Origin of the sequence: Chitinophaga filiformis (assembly GCF_900102545.1) — a bacterium.
Taxonomy (GTDB): Bacteria; Bacteroidota; Bacteroidia; order Chitinophagales; family Chitinophagaceae; genus Chitinophaga; species Chitinophaga filiformis.
In genome coordinates this window covers 1,092,870-1,110,326 of the sequence record NZ_FNBN01000001.1, presented here as the reverse complement: position 1 = coordinate 1,110,326, position 17,457 = coordinate 1,092,870, and the positions used below count along the sequence as shown (strand labels likewise).

Here is a 17,457-nt window from a genome sequence, read left to right as displayed (position 1 = left end):
AGGAATTAATAAACCCTTATAAAAGGACCGTGAATACCCCTTACACTCCGTGTATATCAATTTGAGTTGAATACGCCCTTCAACGTATTTGTTCATACAGATCTAGATTTCAACCTTATCATTTAATCTTATGAGGAAAAGTCCTATTTTTTTCCTGTCTGCCACATTACTGGTAGGACAGGTGGTTGCGCAAAATCGCTCCATTACCGGAAAGATCACTTTCGCTGACGGAGGTCTGGTAGTTGGCGCTACAGTCATAGTTAAAGGTATTACAGCCGGCACTGTCACCAACGCAAATGGAGAGTATACCATTCAGGTACCGGCAGGAGCTTCTGCCCTGGTCGTTAAGTTCATAGGCATGAAAGACCAGGAAATAAAATTGGGCGCCGGTACAAAGCAAAATGTAGTATTACATCCCGATGTTAACAAGCTTAATGAATCGGTTGTAACAGCAAACGCCATCCGCCGCAACAAAATATCCCTGGGCTATGCAGCTCCGATTTTAATGCATGATGAACTGATGCGTGGCCATAGTATTAGTCTATTGAATGCGCTTGCAGGTAAAGTAGCGGGTGCGAATGTTACTACCGGTTCAAATGCTCCCGGAGGTTCTTCCAGGATCGTATTGAGGGGTGGTTCTTCTATTATCGGTGACAACCAGGCCTTAATGGTTGTCGATGGAGTGCTGATTGATAACTCCGGTATTAGCACTAGTGACAACAATCTGGCCTATACCGATTTCGGAAGCCGTGGTAATGACCTGGACCCTGAGGATGTCGAATCCATAACTGTGCTGAAAGGCCCCGCGGCAGCCGCATTGTATGGTTCGCGGGCGTCTAACGGTGCATTGATGATCACAACAAGGAAGGGTGGGAAGAATAATAGAAAGGAAAACGAAGTGATGTTAAGTTCAACATTAACGCTCTCCAATATTGCTAAATTGCCTGATTTTCAGAACCAATACGGTCAGGGCTATCTGAATCAGAACGGTGATGGCTTTGATATCGATCCAAAAGAAAACCTAAGCTGGGGGCGCCCATTTACTGGTGCTGAAGAAGAATGGGGACAATCCATCAACGGTGTAAGATTAAAGAAGGTTTACAGCGCTGAGAAGGATGCAGTGAAAAAATTCTTTGAACCGGGCAAAATGGTGAATACACATCTGTCATTATCGGGAGCCGGTGATAAAACCACTTATTATCTGTCGCTGAATAGCCTTAACGCTAATGGAATTATGCCAGGTGATTACGACAAGTACAATAAATATGGTGTCCGTTTCAATGGTAGTGCTGAACTGAATAATAAGATTTACACTTCTGTTAATTTCAATTATAGTAAAATCAACAGCGCTATTGTACAAGGTGGTCAGGGTAAAGGTTCCGTATACAACATCTTACTACAAACACCACGTGATATCCCTATCGACAAAATGGGAGACATGAACAACCCTTACTATAGCTTCGGTAATCTGCTTAATGCAAATGGATTGCCTTATTATGGGTACTATGGTGCTTATACCAGAAGCCCCTATTTCATTCTTCGAAACTACAGGAATGAGAACAATGTGGACAGAATCACCGGTGCGTTTACGTTAGAATACAAACCTTTAAAAGGGCTAACTGTAATGGAAAGGGTTGGTGTTGACATATATGCTGACCGGCGCATCCATAAGCAGCCTAAATATTCATTCATTCCCGCAGACGATGCCGGGAATTACAGCCAGACCAGGAACATACAAACAGCAAGTGGTCATTACAGTAAGGAGCAACATGACTTCGCAGAAGTAGCGCATGATTTAATAATTACAGTTACGAAAAACTTCAATCCTGACTTTCATACTTCCCTGATGATAGGCAACAATGTTCGTCAGCGCGGATTAAATACTACAGCGCTGCAGACAAACGCTGCCGGCCTCATAGTGCCTGGATGGTATGGATTTGACAACAGCAATGGCCCCGTCACCACTAATGACGCATTAGTAAAACGTCGTTCAATTGGGATATATAGTGAGTTGAACCTGGCTTATAAAAACGTAATCTATATCAATGCAAACGGACGAAATGACTGGTCATCTACATTACCTAAGGGAAACAATTCCTTCTTTTATCCAGGTGTAAACTGTTCATTTGTATTCTCGGAACTGTTCAGGGACAGTTATTTCAACCATGTCCTAACCCAGGGTAAGTTGAGAGTAAGCTGGGCCCGGGCGGGTAATGATGCTGATCCGTATCTGTTACATACTTACTACGAGCTCACCAGCATTAATGGCGGATTTGGTAGTACTACATTCCCATTTAAGGGTGTAAATGGTTATAGTCCGTCCGGCATCAGTGGTAATGCAAATCTTAAACCTGAGATCACTATTGCCAATGAAATCGGCATGGAGCTTAATTTCATGGATGACAGGCTACTTCTCGACCTTTCAGTATATAAAAACAAATCGCAGGACCAGATTATTCCTGCCCCATTAGTGCCATCTATCGGTGCTGCTACCAAAATACTGAACACTGGTATGATTGAGAACAGGGGGCTTGAGATTGGCGTGAGAGGAACACCTGTTCTTACTGCTTCGGGCCTGTCTGTTGAATTGTTGGGCACTTATACCAGAAACAAAAACACTGTATTGGATGTAGGCGTTGGCAACCAAATTGTGATCGGCGGGTTCCCTGGCATGAGCATTGTCGCTGCCAAAGGCAAATCTTACGGTGAATTCTATGCGCAGGACATCTTACGGGATAATCAGGGGCATGTGATTGTAGACCGGTCTACAGGTCTTCCGTTGAGTACTTCAACTGCCATTTACCTCGGTTCTTTCAACCCTGAATACCAGGCTTCCTGGGGCTTGAATGCACTTTATAAAGGATGGAGTTTCAGTATCCTGTTTGATTCCAAGCAGGGTAACAGGTTTTTCTCTTATGCGAAAGATGTCACAGATCTTGCAGGAGTGTCTGAAGTTACTGCCGGTCAAAGCCGTTTAGGTGCAATCTGGCCTAACTCAGTGGCTAATGATGGCACTGGCAGACTGGTACCTAACACGACTCCTTATTTTCCGGAACAATACTGGACAAACAAGCCTGATGGTCAGAATGTGCTTGATGCATCTTATATCAGGCTTCGGGAAGCAAGCCTGACATATCGTATCCCGGGAGTCAGGAACAGGAGCCAATTCAGAGATCTCACAGTAGGATTGTTTGGTAATAACCTTGCCTTATGGGCCAGAAACAAGTATGCCGATCCGGAAGTGAACTCCGGTGGTACCAGTAACGAGCAGGGTTTGGACTTCATTGCACTACCTTCTTTGAAGAACATTGGTTTTAATATAAGAGCAACCTTTTGAATGTTTAAATGCAGGCTTATAATGAAGAAGATAATAAATTCAGCCACAAGCATCTTTGCTGCGCTGTCACTCATAATAACAGGCTGTGGTAAATTTCTCGATATAAATGACAATCCTACTAAAACTGCTGACCTGGATCCCGGCTACCTGTTGCCAACCAGTCAGGCAAATATTGCCATGGTTTTAGGTAACCACTTCCAGGTTTACGGAGGCATCTGGGCTCAGTACTGGACACAGGATATCAGCTCTTCCCAGTATAGGAATATCGAACAGGTAAATCTGGATCCATCCGGCTTTGACAGACCCTGGCAATTCCTGTATATAGGTGCTTTACAGAATCTGCAGACAATCATTGATAAGGCGTACATCAAAAGATGGGATCAATATGCAGGTATCGCTGAACTGCTGAAGGCTTACAGCTACCAGTTACTGACAGACGGATTTGGGGATGTTCCCCTAAGGGATGCTATCAGGGTGGGTACCTCTAATATCCTGGCTACAACCTATGATCCGCAGAAAATGGTATATGATAGTATTTTGGCTATGATCGACAGAGGTTTGAAGCGGATAGATGCGGTGAATACTGTCAGGCCGGGAAATGATGACCTGATCTTTGGCGGTAATATGGCCAACTGGAAGGCTTTCGGTAATACCCTGAAACTTCGTACATATATGCGGTTGGCAAAAATTGATTCTGCATTTGTGGCTCAGGGTATAGCGACTCTTGCCGGCGCAACATTCCTGACATCAGACGCGAAAATCAGCTATATAAATACTAATGGAAACAATAATCCCTTGTTTGCTGAAGTACTTGGACTCGGAAGAACACAGAACCTGATCGCGAGCAGCACCGCCGTTGACCAGATGAATGCCCTGAACGATCCACGTGTATTCACTTTCTACAGAACTACTCCTGATACCTTTGGTATAGCAGGTATTCCTCAGGGTAGTTACAAAACACAGTGGAACTATCGTTTCTCTGCACCAGGTGTCGCTGTCGGCGCTTACGGACAGAATGACTCCTCTGCCCTGGCCCCTGTGAAATTTATCTCTGCTGCTGAAAGCTATTTCCTGCAGGCAGAAGCTGTTGCCCGCGGCTACCTGCCAGGCGATGCCAGGGCTCTGTATCGACAGGGTATCACGGCCAGCTTTGCTGCTTATAACATTGTTCCGGGAAACTATATCATTGACGCAGTTGCTGCATTCCCTGCCACAGGTACTGAAACTCAGGTAAAAGCAATCATTACGCAGAAATACTTCGCAATGTGCGGAAACCAGAACTTCGAAGCATGGACAGAATGGCGTCGTACCGGCTACCCCTCCTTTCTGGTTCGTTCCCAGGCTTCTATACTGCCAGCAGGCCAGATGCCACAGCGTTTCCTGTATCCGGGCTCAGAGATCACCAGGAACCCTAAATTCCCCGGCGCTAAACGGGTTTACGACAAAGTTTGGTGGGACACTAACTAAATAATAACGGGAATGTAAGTAGATGTATAATATATAAAGGGCTCATTAAAAATGAGCCCTTTATATATTTTTAACTGGTGTACCGCAATTTTATTCTTCATCTCATATCTGTAGCTGGATTAATGCTCACTTACAATAATTTGTCTGCTGACCCAGGTATCGTTACTACGAATACGTAGTATATACATGTCTGCCGGCAAGTTGCTTACGTCAACGGATATATTGCTGGTTCCTGATGGATATTTCACGACCTTTTTTATATTATTGAACTTATCAACGATCATGATCTCATTGATCTGGACGGGTTTCGCTGCCACCTTAGTGTTGGTTTTAGCAACAATCCTGTTTTGGAGACTGACAGTGATATTAGTGCTGGCTGGATTTGGAGAGATGAGGAAAACGCCCGGGTCTGCAACAAATACATCCAGGTAGGCAACAATAAAGCTACCACAGGTAGCAGGATGATTTGATACAACTACGCCCACTGTTGTTGGAACACCTCCTACCCCTTGTGGCCATTCTGCCCTTATTTTATAAGAGCCGTCACCACTTCTGATGATAGCACCCCCGGGCTGCCATTCATAGGTTGCACCTGTCAAAACAGGACTACATATATAATCGGAAATGTCGCCTGCAGCCACCATTGTTGGGCCGGTAACTCTCAATTGGATCTGACCTACAGTTAATGAACCACTAGCTGCCAATGTCTGACCACAAGCAGAATTAACTGTCACAGTAATATTCGTATTTACATCGGTGCTGCCGGATGTTACTGTAACGCTGTTGCCGTTGCCGTTGGCTGGAATGGTGACAGGAGGCGTCTGGTTATTGATCTTTATACCCGGTTGACTGGAATTCCATGTGTAGTTGATGGCATTGGCATAAGGTTGTACCGTAAAGGTCGTAGTGGCATTACGGCACATCTGCGTCGGCTTTGTGGTAAAAACCGGGGCAGCAAGGCTGTTGCTCGTAGGCCTTGTGATGTTAAATGTCTGACTTGATGCCGCAAGATTTGGACAACCCGAATTACCAAACGAAATTGTTACCGTACCTGAGCTCGTGTTGTTGATATTGTAGGTTACGTCCGACATTTTAATACCTGCCTGCCCATCATAAGGTGGTGTTATTTGTCCCACCTGTGGCCATCCGGCAGTATTGCGCCAGCTGATATTCGTAGCTTCAGCAGGGGCCATGCCATACTTGAAAGTATAGTTGCCACTAAACTCACAAGGAATGCTTAGAGAAGAAGAAGAGGCACTTGTCATTTTAACCGTTACCTCCTTTACGAGATTGCCGACAGCAGGTGTTGCATTCTGACAGCTATAACTGGCCAGAACACGGAACGGGGCGCTGCCGGTGACCTGTGGAAATATTACGTCGATATAACTGTTGGTTCTGGATACAACCGTTACCGGTAGCGGTCCTTGTACATCCCCGAATATTACACTCGAACAGCCGGCGGGTTTGAACTCAAATCGTACAGTGGTATTAGGGCATACAGATGATGGCCCATCTATATAAGGTGTAGTTTGCGCTAATAATGGTAATTGAAGACAAATGAAAAATATGGCAATTAGCCATCGCATAGTAACAATGAGTTGCATAAAAAGTGGGTTGAATTTGGTAAATGGTTAGGGAAAAATTGAAATTGGGTTTCCGGGTTAAAAATATTGAGTGTTCAAATATAAAAAATATTAAACTATTAAATATAGAAGACCGGTTATTTTATCATTCCTGATATACGTTGATTATAAACTCAGAGTATTGATACCAGAACTATCTTTTTCGAATAACTGTATGTTAAACCACACATCCCTATATCTTTTTAAGAATTTTTATATCTTGTGATACTTTTAGCTCGACTGGCTATTTTTCAAAATAATAAAGACACGGGGACAATTGACCACATTTAACCACAGATGTGGGTATTTTAATCTTGGTACTATCACTAATGCTGCTTCCTGCATTAATTTAAAATCTGTTTGATGAAAAAAGGAGTATTCCTGTATCTGTTTTCATTATTGGCTGTGCTGCCCGCTCTTGCACAGATGAGGACACTTACAGGCACTGTCAAAGCCGAGAGTAGCGGAGAACCGCTGTCCGGTGTTACTGTCCACATTAAAGGCTCTACCTATCGTGTAGCCACCAACCCTGACGGCTCCTTTTCCCTGAGCGTCGGGGGAACGCCTGAACTGCAATTTTCCATGGTAGGCTATGAAAGCCACCAGGTAAAAGTTGCGGAAAATATTACCTGGTTGGATATAAAACTGCGCCCCGCATCTTCCCGGCTGTCCGAAGTAGTCGTGGTAGGATATGGAGAACAGGCGCAGCGCTATACAACTGAAGCTGTATCCGTTGTGAAAGCTGGTCAGATAACGAACGTACCCGCTGTCTCGCCCCAGCAACTGCTGCAGGGACAAGTAGCAGGCGTAAACATGACCAATTCCTCCGGTTTACTGGGCAATTCCTCCCTCCTGCGGGTAAGGGGTACTGCCTCCATTACAGCCGGTAGTCAGCCTTTATTTGTTGTAGATGGGGTGCCTCTGAATGATGGCGCCTACAACACCTCTTATGGCGGGGGCGCAACGCTGAATCCCCTGCTGGAAATTAATCCGGAGGATATCGCTTCCATGACCGTCCTGAAAGATGCAGCCGCTGCAGCCATCTACGGTTCAAGGGGCTCAAACGGGGTCATACTCATAGAAACAAAGAAAGGTGCCCTGAACCATAAAACACAGCTTAAACTGGATTACTATACCGGTTGGGTAAGTCCGACAGATAAACTGCAGGTGATGAACGGGGATGAATACCGTAGTTTCTACAACAACTATATCACCAAGGTAACAGGAAAGCCTGCTGTTGATTTCCCGGCAAAAAGTACTGACTGGCCTTCTCTGGTAACCAGGACCGGTCGTACCAACAACTATGCACTGTCTGCCAGCGGAGGTAACGAGAAGACCCGTTTCTATGTAGGCGGTAACTATATGGACGATGAGAACTTCGTGATCGGTAACAACCTGCAAAGGTTATCCGGAAGACTGAACCTGGAACATACTGCCAGCAAGTATCTGCAGCTGGGCGTTAATTTCAGTACGGCTTATACGAACATGGACCGTATATATCAGGAAGGAAATGCCAGCAACAACAACAACCTGCCGCCATATACGGCCGCATTCCTCAATACGCCATTCACTCCTGCCTATACGGATGATGGCCAGTTTGCCAATCCGACCACCAATACACTCGCCAATATTCTATTAAGCACCAATAAATATTATACCCGCCGCAACACAGGCAATGCCTATGCAAAGGTCAATTTCACAAAAGATCTCTGGGCAAAAACTGACTGGGGCATTGATCTCCTGGAAACAGAAGAACGTATCCGCAGGTCTGCTAAACTAACAGGCGCCACTACAACGCCCGGCTCTGCCAGCCGTACCATCTGGCAGGATTACAAATGGTTGAGCACTAATAGCCTGAACTATGATAAAAAGATCGGAGATAATCACCAGGTAACATTATTAGCCGCTTATAGCTATGAGACATCAAGGTATGATGATATCAAAGTAACAGGTACAGGCTTCACAAATGACCAGTTGCCAAATGTCGGATCTGCTGCAGTGACTACAGGTTCTGCAACCGGTAAGCGTTGGGCGATGGAATCTTATATCTTCCGTGGTAATTACCGTTTCCAGGATAAATACCTGTTTGAAGGATCATTGCGCCGGGACGGCTCTTCCCGCTTTGGACCTAATAAGAAATATGGTAACTTCTGGGCGGTATCCGGTGGCTGGATCCTTTCAGAAGAACAGTTCATGAAGGAGGTACGTTTTATTGACTACATGAAACTGACAGCCAGCTATGGCTTAACAGGTAATGACCGTATTAACTACTATGATTACCTGGGACTCTATTCTGCCGGTACTGATGCTAGTTATGCAGGACAGCCGGGATTAAGACCTACCCAGATCAAAAACCCTAACCTGAGCTGGGAAGATACCAAACAGTTCGATCTGGGGCTGGCAGTAAATGCGCTGGACAACAGGATACAACTGACAGTGGATTACTACAGCAAAAAATCAGAGAACCTGCTGCTGTACTTAGCAGTACCTTCTACCACAGGCTTTGGGTATGCCACCCGCAATGCAGGAAAGATGCGTAACCGCGGTGTTGACCTGCAGATAACAGGTATCCCCGTACGTACAAAAGACCTTCAATGGACAACTACCCTTAACCTGGGTTTTGTGAAGAATAAAGTATTACAGCTGTCTTCAGATAACAGAGATGAAGCAGGCAGAAACTATATACTCAGTTCATTGGGTGGTCAGCGCGTAATACAGGGGTATGCACTGAACTCGTTCTATGTGCTCAACTATAAGGGTATCAATCCGCAAACAGGAGATCCTGAATGGTATACCAAAGATGGAAAGGCCACTACTGCCCCTACCGCCCAGGACCAGATAATAGCCGGCAATGCCATGCCGAAATTAACAGGTGGATTCAATAACACAGTACGATATAAACAGTTTGACCTTGGTGTTAATTTCTACTTCTCTTATGGTAATAAAGTCATGCTGAATGAATTCCAGACCCTGGATAATGCAACATTGACTACGTCTAACCTGAGCAAAGACATGCTGAACTACTGGCAGAAACCGGGAGATAATGCATTTGCGCCGGCAGCTACCAGTGCGTCCTGGAAGACCATGCCGTTTTACCAGTTATCTACCAGGCAGCTGTTTGATGGTTCTTTCCTCAGATTGAAGACCTTGACATTGGGATATAATCTGCCATCAAATCTGCTGAGCAATACACATATATTGAGTGGTGCAAGGTTATATGTGCTGGGACAGAATCTCTGGACGGTAACGAAGAAAGAATTCCGTGGGGCTGATCCTGAGGTATCCCTGTATGGCTCGAATGGCCAGGTGGCTGGAGAATCATACTTTTCCCTGCCTCAACCTAAGACTATCACTGTGGGTGTGAACCTGTTATTCTAAAATATGAAAACAGCCAAAATGAACGGGCAAAAAAAGATATTGATATGGCTGCTGGCAGGTCTTACCTGTACCAGCCTGTTTTCCTGCAGCAAAGACCTGGACCAGAATCCTGAGCAGCAGATTCCTACTGACGAGGTATTTACTTCCGGGCCTACCGCTTTAAGCGCATTATACGGCGTTTATAGCCGCTCTCAGCGTCCAGAGGTATTTGGAGGTCAGACGCAGGTTATCGCCGATTTTATGGCAGATAATAGCACTTATGTAGGTTCCTCTATGAGTGACATCAACAATTTCATCGCTTCCCCTACCAGTTCGATCATAAGCGACATGTGGCGTATTCACTTTGATGCTATTATGGGCGCTAACGCGGTGGTAGACAAAGTGCCGGGTATAAAGGACGCTTCCTTTACAGCGACTGACCGGAAAATGTATGTGGCAGAAGCGAAATTCATGAGGGCTATCCTCTATTTTGACCTGCTGAATCTCTTTTCTCAACCTTATCAGGTATCACAGGGTGGAGCACCCGGTATTCCGGTGGTAACCGCATCCTTTGATGGTACCATTACGTATCCTGCCAGAGGTACTGTAAATGATGTACAGGCTCAGATAGAAAAAGATCTGCTGGACGCATTGCCTGACCTGAGCGATACTTTCAGCGATCCTATGCTGGCAAGAGGCCGTGCTACCAAAGGAGCAGCAAATGCACTGTTGTCAAGACTGTACCTGTACCGCGAGCAATGGGACAAAGCCGCACAGTATGCAAAAGCAGTACTGGACGCACCTTACTATAAACTGGCTGGCGATTATGCTTTCTATGACGGTAATACAAGAGAAGATGTGTTTTCCATTCAGAATACTGATACTGATCCTGGTAACAACGGCCTGGCTGCATATTATCGTCCAACGGGCGTAGGCGGCAATGGTTCATGTCCTTTTTCTCCTGAGTTGATACAGGCATTTTCTGCAGAAGCAAACGACAAAAGATTTGCCATGAGTGATGAAGGTACAGCCGCTAATCTCGAAAAGAGAAGATTTACACTAAAGTTCCCGGATGTAACTCCTGCAAAGGATAACGTACCTATGATCAGGGTGACTGAAATGTACCTCAACAGGGCTGAGGCACTGGCTGCCACAGCTGGCGTGAACCAGGAATCCATAGACCTGATGAATGCGCTGAGAGTACGTGCCGGACTTACAACATGGAGCATCAACACCTTTGCCACCGGGGATGAATTAATTACCGCTATCCTGAATGAAAGACGTAAAGAACTCTGCTTCGAAGGTCACCGTAGAATGGATGTGTTAAGAAGAGGACAATCATTGCGTGCCAATGATCCCGAGAAGAAAGCAGGTGCTGACAGAGTGATATTACCCATCCCTCAACGCGAAATAGATCTGAGTCCTTCATTGAAAGGTCATCAGAACCCAGGCTACTGATTTGATATCGGATATTATAAAAAGAGCGGCTGTTCACTCAATGAACAGCCGCTCTTTTTTTGTGTTCAACTTACCCCTATACTCATATATTGTAACAGGTACTATCACGCATAGAGATGGATATGCAGGGGTTATACGGAAACATTTTTCTTACATTATATTGAAAAAAATGTGCAGAAAAATTTCACGTGATTTCAGTATATTGCATTAGTACTTATTGAGAGTATATAGAACCAAAATCTGAATCCGAATTCCTTAGAGTGAACCCGATTACCACTTTAATAGCCCGACGAAAGGAATTGTAATTATTGTTTAACAAGTGAACTGACAACCCGGTTTTTCTCTGTACTGACTGACATGGGGCTGTATTCCTATTACCTGAGGAGTAACCCGTAACCCATTCCACACAGTTAAATCCGTAAAGCAGTAGTACATGTGCATAATCGCTGCACATGATTGCTGATGCGTTGTATTATCCTAAACATTCTTTCTATGTAGCAGAAAATAACCGGACGTTTTTTCATCAATCAAAATCGCTTATGAAACACACTTTACTCCTATGGCTATTCGTGGCCATTAGCGTGATGCCCGCGCTTGCCCAAACACGAACGATCAAAGGAAAGATCACAGACGCCAAAGATGGCGCCGGCGTACCCTACGCCACTGTCAGGATCCAGGGCGCTAACAAAGGGACAACAACAGACCAGAATGGAAACTTCAGTATTGAAATTGACGCCAACCAGTCGCTGATTGTTTCTTCCATCGGGTTTGCTGCAAAGACAGTGACACCCGGTAGCAGTGGGACATTAAATGTATCTCTCATAGCAGACAATACGCTGAGTGAATACATTGCTACCGGTTATGGCAATACGAACCGACAAAGAAAAGTAAGTTCTGTGTCTGAAGTATCAGGGGATAAAGTTGCCAATACACCATTTGTTGATCTTAACCAGGCATTGCAGGGTAGAGCAGCAGGTGTATTTATCGGAGGTGCTTCCGGACAGCCAGGTGCTGTTCAGAACGTAAGGATCCGTGGAGTAGGTTCTATCAGTGCCGGGGCTGCGCCATTGTATGTGATAGATGGGATTATCGTAGATGGGAGAGATATTAACAATACTTCCGGTCTGGCTTTACAGTCGAATGACCTGCTGGCAAACCTGAACGCTAATGATGTTGAAAGTGTGAACGTATTGAAAGATGCTGCGGCTACTGCATTGTATGGTTCACGTGGCGCCAATGGTGTGATCGTGATCACGACTAAAAAAGGCAAAGCCGGCGTCGCTACTCTCAGTGCAAGAGCGCAATATGGTACTGCAAAAGCCAGCTTTGGCAAATCCAGTATGATGTCGCCTGCAGAAGCACTGGCGTACAACCGCGATGTGTTAGCGATCAATGGTGCTACTCCTGCAGAAATAGATGAGGAATTCCCTACATCATTGTTGCAGACAGCGTTTGACTGGCATGATGCCGGTTTCCGGAGAGCAACTACACAGGATTACGGTATTGCTGCTTCCGGCGGGACAGAAAAAACAAAGTTTTATATCTCAGGTGGATATCAGAACCAGGAAGGAACTGTGATCAACTCGTGGTTTAAAAAATATACTGTCATCTCCAATGTTTCCCAACAGGTGAATGACCGCATGGACATTGCATTGAACCTGAACCTTTCACATAGTAACGCCAATAATGCAATGGGAGGCAGCTATTACTCCAGCCCGATCCTGGGCGCTTATTTTTCATCTCCTTTTCAAAGCCCCTATAAGCCGGATGGTTCTTTGTATACGGGACTGGAAGACGGATATGTCAGCGCTAATGGCGACAACTTCCTTTACTCTGTATATCTGAATGATAAACGTCTGGCCAACTTCAGAGGCTTAGGCGGACTTACTGTAGGATATCGCGTGTTTGACTGGCTGAAAATACAGGAAAAAGTGAATATGGACCTCGTATATGGTGAGGCTGGTCTCTTCTATGATCCTACTACGGGCGACGGTATCAATACGCAGGAGCCTGCGAAGAGCGGTGAGATCATTAACACGAATGTGAAGAACACTACACTGACGAATCAGTTATCCATCAGCGGTGATATTAAGATCAGTGAAGATCATCACCTGGATTACCTCGTACTCACTGAATATAACAGGTACAAGTCAAAGTCCTTCAGCGCAGATGGTATCGGTCTTGTAACCGGTAAACTGAAAGTACTCGATGTTACGGCCCTTCCTCAGAACGTTGGAGGTAATGGTACTGAATATACATTTCTGTCCTATCTCGGACAGCTGAACTATTCTTTTAAAAACAGGTATAACCTGAGCGGTAGTATCAGAACAGATGGATCTTCCAGGTTTGGTGTAAATAATCGTTTCGGTACATTCTATTCTTTCGGCGCTTCCTGGAAAGTAATAGATGAAGCATTTATGAAATCGCAGAAAGCCTTTTCAGATCTCCGCCTGAGAGCTAGTTATGGTGTGACCGGTAATGCCGACTTTGACAACTTTGTGGCTACAGCCCTGTATGACTATGCTACTGCTTATAATGGTGAACCAGGTAACGCTCCTTCCACTATCGGTAACAGGAACCTGACCTGGGAGCGCAATAAATCGCTGAACATTGGTCTGGACCTCGGGTTCTTCGATAACAGGCTGACTGCTGTAATTGATGTTTACAGACGTCAGACGGATGGTTTGCTGATGAACACTCCGGTGAGCTCTACCAGCGGATTCCTGACGCAGCCAGTGAATGTTGGTTCGCTGGAGAACAAAGGTATCGAAGCACTTATTACCAGTAAGAATATAGACGCTCCTTCCGGCTTGACATGGACTACTGAGTTGAATGTATCTACGAATAAGAATAAGATACTCTCACTGTATGGCGGACAAGATGTATCTGCTTCTACCACACAATTGCACAGAGTAGGTCAGGCCGTACAGAGCTGGTACCTGAATGAATGGGCCGGCGTTGATAAAGATAATGGTGATCCCTTATGGTATACAGCAGATGGTAAAACAACAAACAGTATCAATCAGGCAGAGAGAAGAATAGTAGGTAATAGTCAGCCGAAGTTTATCGGAGGATTAACAAACACAGTTACCTATAAAGGTATTTCTTTAAGCATATTCTTCTATGGCGTGACCGGCAATAAGATCCTTAACAGAACAAGGGGATTAGGCGATTCTGACGGTCTTTATTTTGGATATGGCTATGATAAAGTGGCTGGACAAAACTACTGGCGGAAGCCAGGTGATGTGGCAGAGCGTCCCAAACCGATTCCGGGTGGTAACAGGAACTCTAATAGCTCACAATCCACCAGGTACCTGGAGAATGGTTCCTTCCTCCGTCTTAAGAACATCAACCTGAGTTACAGCCTTCCCAAAAAATGGATGCGGGCTATTAACGTGAGTGATGTTAAAGTCTATGCACAGGCAGCGAATATTGCTACCTGGACGGGATATACAGGATGGGATCCGGAGCAGGATATCAGCGCGTTTGAGGCCTTCAGATATCCACCTGCCAAGAGTATCACCTTTGGCCTAAACGTTAATTTCTAATTTAAGCAACGATCTTATATGAAAAGATTACTCGTATACACTGTTATGTTAGTCCTGTTGTTGTTTGTCGGTCAGGGCTGTAATAAGGAGCTGGAGCTTTCGCCGGCGGACAAATTACCAACGGATGAGGCTTTATCAAATATCAAAGGCGTGAATGCCGCTGTAAACGGTATGTATGCAGGGATGAGAGCTGTAAATTATTATGGCAGAAATTACCTGATACTCGGGGAAGTCACAGCGGATAACGTCTATATTTCCACCAGTAATGGTAACCGTTTCCTGTCCAGCTGGAAGTTAAGCTGGGTTGTTTCAGACGGGGATGTAAGCGGTGTCTGGAACACGGCATATTCCGTTATTTTAAGGGCTAACAATATTATCAACAGCGTACCTGTCATTAGTGATGGTACTGCTGAAGAGAAAGATCTGGCCAAAGGACAGGCACTGTTCGTTCGTGCATTGGCACATTTTGATCTCCTGCGTTTCTTCGCTGAGCCATATATCGTTGGGGGTGGTACTTCTCTGGGAGTACCTGTGATAACAAAATTCGAAGTAGGCTCACCGGCAAGAAGTACAGTAGACCAGGTATATGCACAGATCATTGCCGACCTGACCGAAGCCAAATCATTACTGGACGAGAATACCAGCGATCCTTTCAATGCCAGCTCCTATGCAGCATCTGCGCTGCTGGCAAGGGTGTACCTGTATAAAGGTGATAACGCAGCTGCTATTGCGGAGGCAACAAGAGTGATCAATGCAGGATATACTATTCAGCCCGCAAATAGCCTGGCTGAGTTTTATAATACACCAGGTGCCGGAGAAGATATTTTTACGCTGAAGATACTGGATATACAAACCGCTGGTTCTGACAACCTGGGGCAGATGTACAGGAAACCTGGTTATGGGGATATCCGTGTATCTCCTGACCTGGTGAATTCATTAGAGCCGGGTGATGCCAGAAGAGTTTTCATTTCGGCATTTACCGGCAGTGCTTCCGAATTTCAGAATAACAAGTTTACCGGTCAGCAAGGTATATCAGGACTACATAGTCCTAAAATACTGCGCATTTCAGAAATGTACCTGGCGCGTGCAGAGGCATACGCAAAGTCAGGTAATTATGTTGCTGCACTGGCAGATGTAAACGCAATCCGTACACACAGGAACCTGGCTGCACTCGAAAATGTGGCAGATAATGCGGTATTGACAGCTGTGCTCAAAGAGAAACGTGTGGAGTTTATGTTTGAAGGACAGCGCTATTTCGACCTCTTAAGAAATAAGCTGGATATTGTGAGAAATTGTACTACTCCAGGTCAGGTGAATCCGGGCAGATGTACTGTAGAAGCTACTTCAAACACAGCCATCTTTCCTATCCCGCAAAGAGAGACAGATGTGAACCGTAACATAGAACAGAACCCGGGATACAAAAAATAACAGTGGCCAATCCGTAAATAAAAAAGAGCGTCTGCCATATAGCGGACGCTCTTTCTATTACTGTGAACAATTTTATTTCAATACTTCCTGGAGTTTAGCCTGTAACTCAGGGCCTCTCAGCCCGATAGCAATGATCTTTCCTTCCGGATCGAGCAGCATGTTGGATGGAATGGAATTTAGTCCATATAAGGGCACCACTGCAGATTCCCAGAATTTCAGATCACTCACATGGCTCCAGGTAAGGCCATCTGCCTGTATTGCCTTCGCCCATGCTTCTTTTGTTCTGTCGAGAGATACACCAACGATCGTGAAGTTCTTATTCTTGTAGGTGTTGTAAGCCTGTACCACGTTCGGATTTTCCATGCGGCAGGGTTTACACCAGCTGGCCCAGAAATCTACCAGCACATATTTTCCTTTGAAGGAACTGAGGCTGGTGGCCTTTCCCGACAGGTCAGGCAGGGTAAAGTCAGGCGCTACCTGTCCGATTTTCACAGCTGTCATATTCTCGTCTTCTGCTGCCATAGCGTCTGTTCCCGGAGAAGCGTTCTTCTGAGATATTTCATTCAGCTTGTTGGTGAAGCTGGTTATCAGTGTATTTTCAGGAAAACGTGTCTTGATCTCGTTGATCACTTTCTGATCCTGCAGTAAGGTTGGAGTGCTCACCATGCTTAATGCAAACGCAGCTACGGCAGGAGATTTTGTATCTGTAGCCGCTTTCATGATGAACTGTTCAAGTTCATTTTTCCTGGTTTCAAAAGCAGCTACCCGTGGTTTCATGACGCTATCCGGCGTTTTTGCCTGATAGAGACTGTCCAGGGTTTTCATTTCTGCAGTCAGCGCCAGATTCTTTGTGCTGGCTTCGTTCAGCAGTTGCTGTATTTCTGTAGACGCTTCGGAGTTTTCAATTTTAACCTGTTCCAGGTGGTTATAATCACCTTCGATGCTCATGGTACCTGCATCGAGTCCAAGCAGGATAAAGCGGTTATTATCAGCAAAACGGATGCGGTACAGCGCCTGTTCTGGCAGCATACCTTTCAGGGTGAATTTACCGCTGGCATCTTTTATCACAGCAGTATCCACCACTTTGGCTTCCTCAAGTGTCAGTTCCTCCAGGTATATTTTACCTAAAGGAGCATTGTCTATATGTGCATTGATAACAAAATCTCCCTTCTCTGTCTGTTGCGAACAGCTGGCCAGGAATAGTCCGGCCACTGCCCATAAAGCAAATTTCTTCATATTG

Annotated in this window: 8 protein-coding genes; 6 read left to right on the top strand and 2 right to left on the bottom strand. The window is 45.2% G+C overall.

Annotated elements, in window-relative coordinates; genetic code table 11:
- Nucleotides 1-130: 130 nt before the first annotated feature.
- Entirely contained in the window at nucleotides 131-3,337 is a 3,207-nt protein-coding gene (locus BLR32_RS04525; RefSeq protein WP_089829035.1) for a SusC/RagA family TonB-linked outer membrane protein, read from the top strand.
- A 21-nt stretch (nucleotides 3,338-3,358) separates the two neighbouring features.
- Nucleotides 3,359-4,804 carry a SusD/RagB family nutrient-binding outer membrane lipoprotein gene (locus tag BLR32_RS04520; protein ID WP_089829034.1) on the top strand — a complete coding sequence of 482 codons (1,446 nt, stop codon included), beginning with the start codon at nucleotides 3,359-3,361 and terminating at the stop codon, nucleotides 4,802-4,804.
- 119 nt (nucleotides 4,805-4,923) lie between these two features.
- Here BLR32_RS04520 and BLR32_RS04515 read toward each other — a convergent pair whose 3' ends face one another.
- On the bottom strand, nucleotides 4,924-6,408 hold the full coding sequence (locus BLR32_RS04515; RefSeq protein WP_143011362.1) for a T9SS type A sorting domain-containing protein: 1,485 nt from the start codon (nucleotides 6,406-6,408) through the stop codon (nucleotides 4,924-4,926).
- 381 nt (nucleotides 6,409-6,789) lie between these two features.
- On the opposite strand from BLR32_RS04515, the gene BLR32_RS04510 reads away from it, so the two are divergent.
- The 4 genes from BLR32_RS04510 (at nucleotide 6,790) to BLR32_RS04495 (ending at nucleotide 16,217) form a co-directional block, all read left to right on the top strand.
- Nucleotides 6,790-9,804, top strand: a complete 3,015-nt coding sequence (locus BLR32_RS04510; RefSeq protein WP_089829032.1) for a SusC/RagA family TonB-linked outer membrane protein — start codon at nucleotides 6,790-6,792, stop codon at nucleotides 9,802-9,804.
- Between the two features lie 3 nt (nucleotides 9,805-9,807).
- Nucleotides 9,808-11,241 carry a RagB/SusD family nutrient uptake outer membrane protein gene (locus BLR32_RS04505; protein ID WP_089829031.1) on the top strand — a complete coding sequence of 478 codons (1,434 nt, stop codon included), beginning with the start codon at nucleotides 9,808-9,810 and terminating at the stop codon, nucleotides 11,239-11,241.
- A 539-nt stretch (nucleotides 11,242-11,780) separates the two neighbouring features.
- Nucleotides 11,781-14,789, top strand: coding sequence for a SusC/RagA family TonB-linked outer membrane protein (locus BLR32_RS04500; protein ID WP_176842163.1), 3,009 nt, complete (start codon nucleotides 11,781-11,783; stop codon nucleotides 14,787-14,789).
- Between the two features lie 18 nt (nucleotides 14,790-14,807).
- Complete coding sequence (locus tag BLR32_RS04495; RefSeq protein WP_089829029.1) at nucleotides 14,808-16,217, top strand: RagB/SusD family nutrient uptake outer membrane protein; 1,410 nt, start codon at nucleotides 14,808-14,810, stop codon at nucleotides 16,215-16,217.
- A gap of 72 nt (nucleotides 16,218-16,289) precedes the next feature.
- On the opposite strand, the gene BLR32_RS04490 is transcribed toward BLR32_RS04495, so the two are convergent.
- Nucleotides 16,290-17,453 carry a TlpA disulfide reductase family protein gene (locus BLR32_RS04490; RefSeq protein ID WP_089829028.1) on the bottom strand — a complete coding sequence of 388 codons (1,164 nt, stop codon included), beginning with the start codon at nucleotides 17,451-17,453 and terminating at the stop codon, nucleotides 16,290-16,292.
- Nucleotides 17,454-17,457: the final 4 nt, after the last annotated feature.

Excerpts from the sequence above, each read along its gene's own strand:
- BLR32_RS04490 (WP_089829028.1), bottom strand. The coding sequence starts at position 17,453 with ATGAAGAAATTTGCTTTATGGGCAGTGGCCGGACTATTCCTGGCCAGC.
- BLR32_RS04515 (WP_143011362.1), bottom strand. The coding sequence starts at position 6,408 with ATGCAACTCATTGTTACTATGCGATGGCTAATTGCCATATTTTTCATT.
- BLR32_RS04505 (WP_089829031.1), top strand. The coding sequence starts at position 9,808 with ATGAAAACAGCCAAAATGAACGGGCAAAAAAAGATATTGATATGGCTG.
- BLR32_RS04520 (WP_089829034.1), top strand. The coding sequence starts at position 3,359 with ATGAAGAAGATAATAAATTCAGCCACAAGCATCTTTGCTGCGCTGTCA.
- BLR32_RS04500 (WP_176842163.1), top strand. The coding sequence starts at position 11,781 with ATGAAACACACTTTACTCCTATGGCTATTCGTGGCCATTAGCGTGATG.
- BLR32_RS04495 (WP_089829029.1), top strand. The coding sequence starts at position 14,808 with ATGAAAAGATTACTCGTATACACTGTTATGTTAGTCCTGTTGTTGTTT.
- BLR32_RS04525 (WP_089829035.1), top strand. The coding sequence starts at position 131 with ATGAGGAAAAGTCCTATTTTTTTCCTGTCTGCCACATTACTGGTAGGA.
- BLR32_RS04510 (WP_089829032.1), top strand. The coding sequence starts at position 6,790 with ATGAAAAAAGGAGTATTCCTGTATCTGTTTTCATTATTGGCTGTGCTG.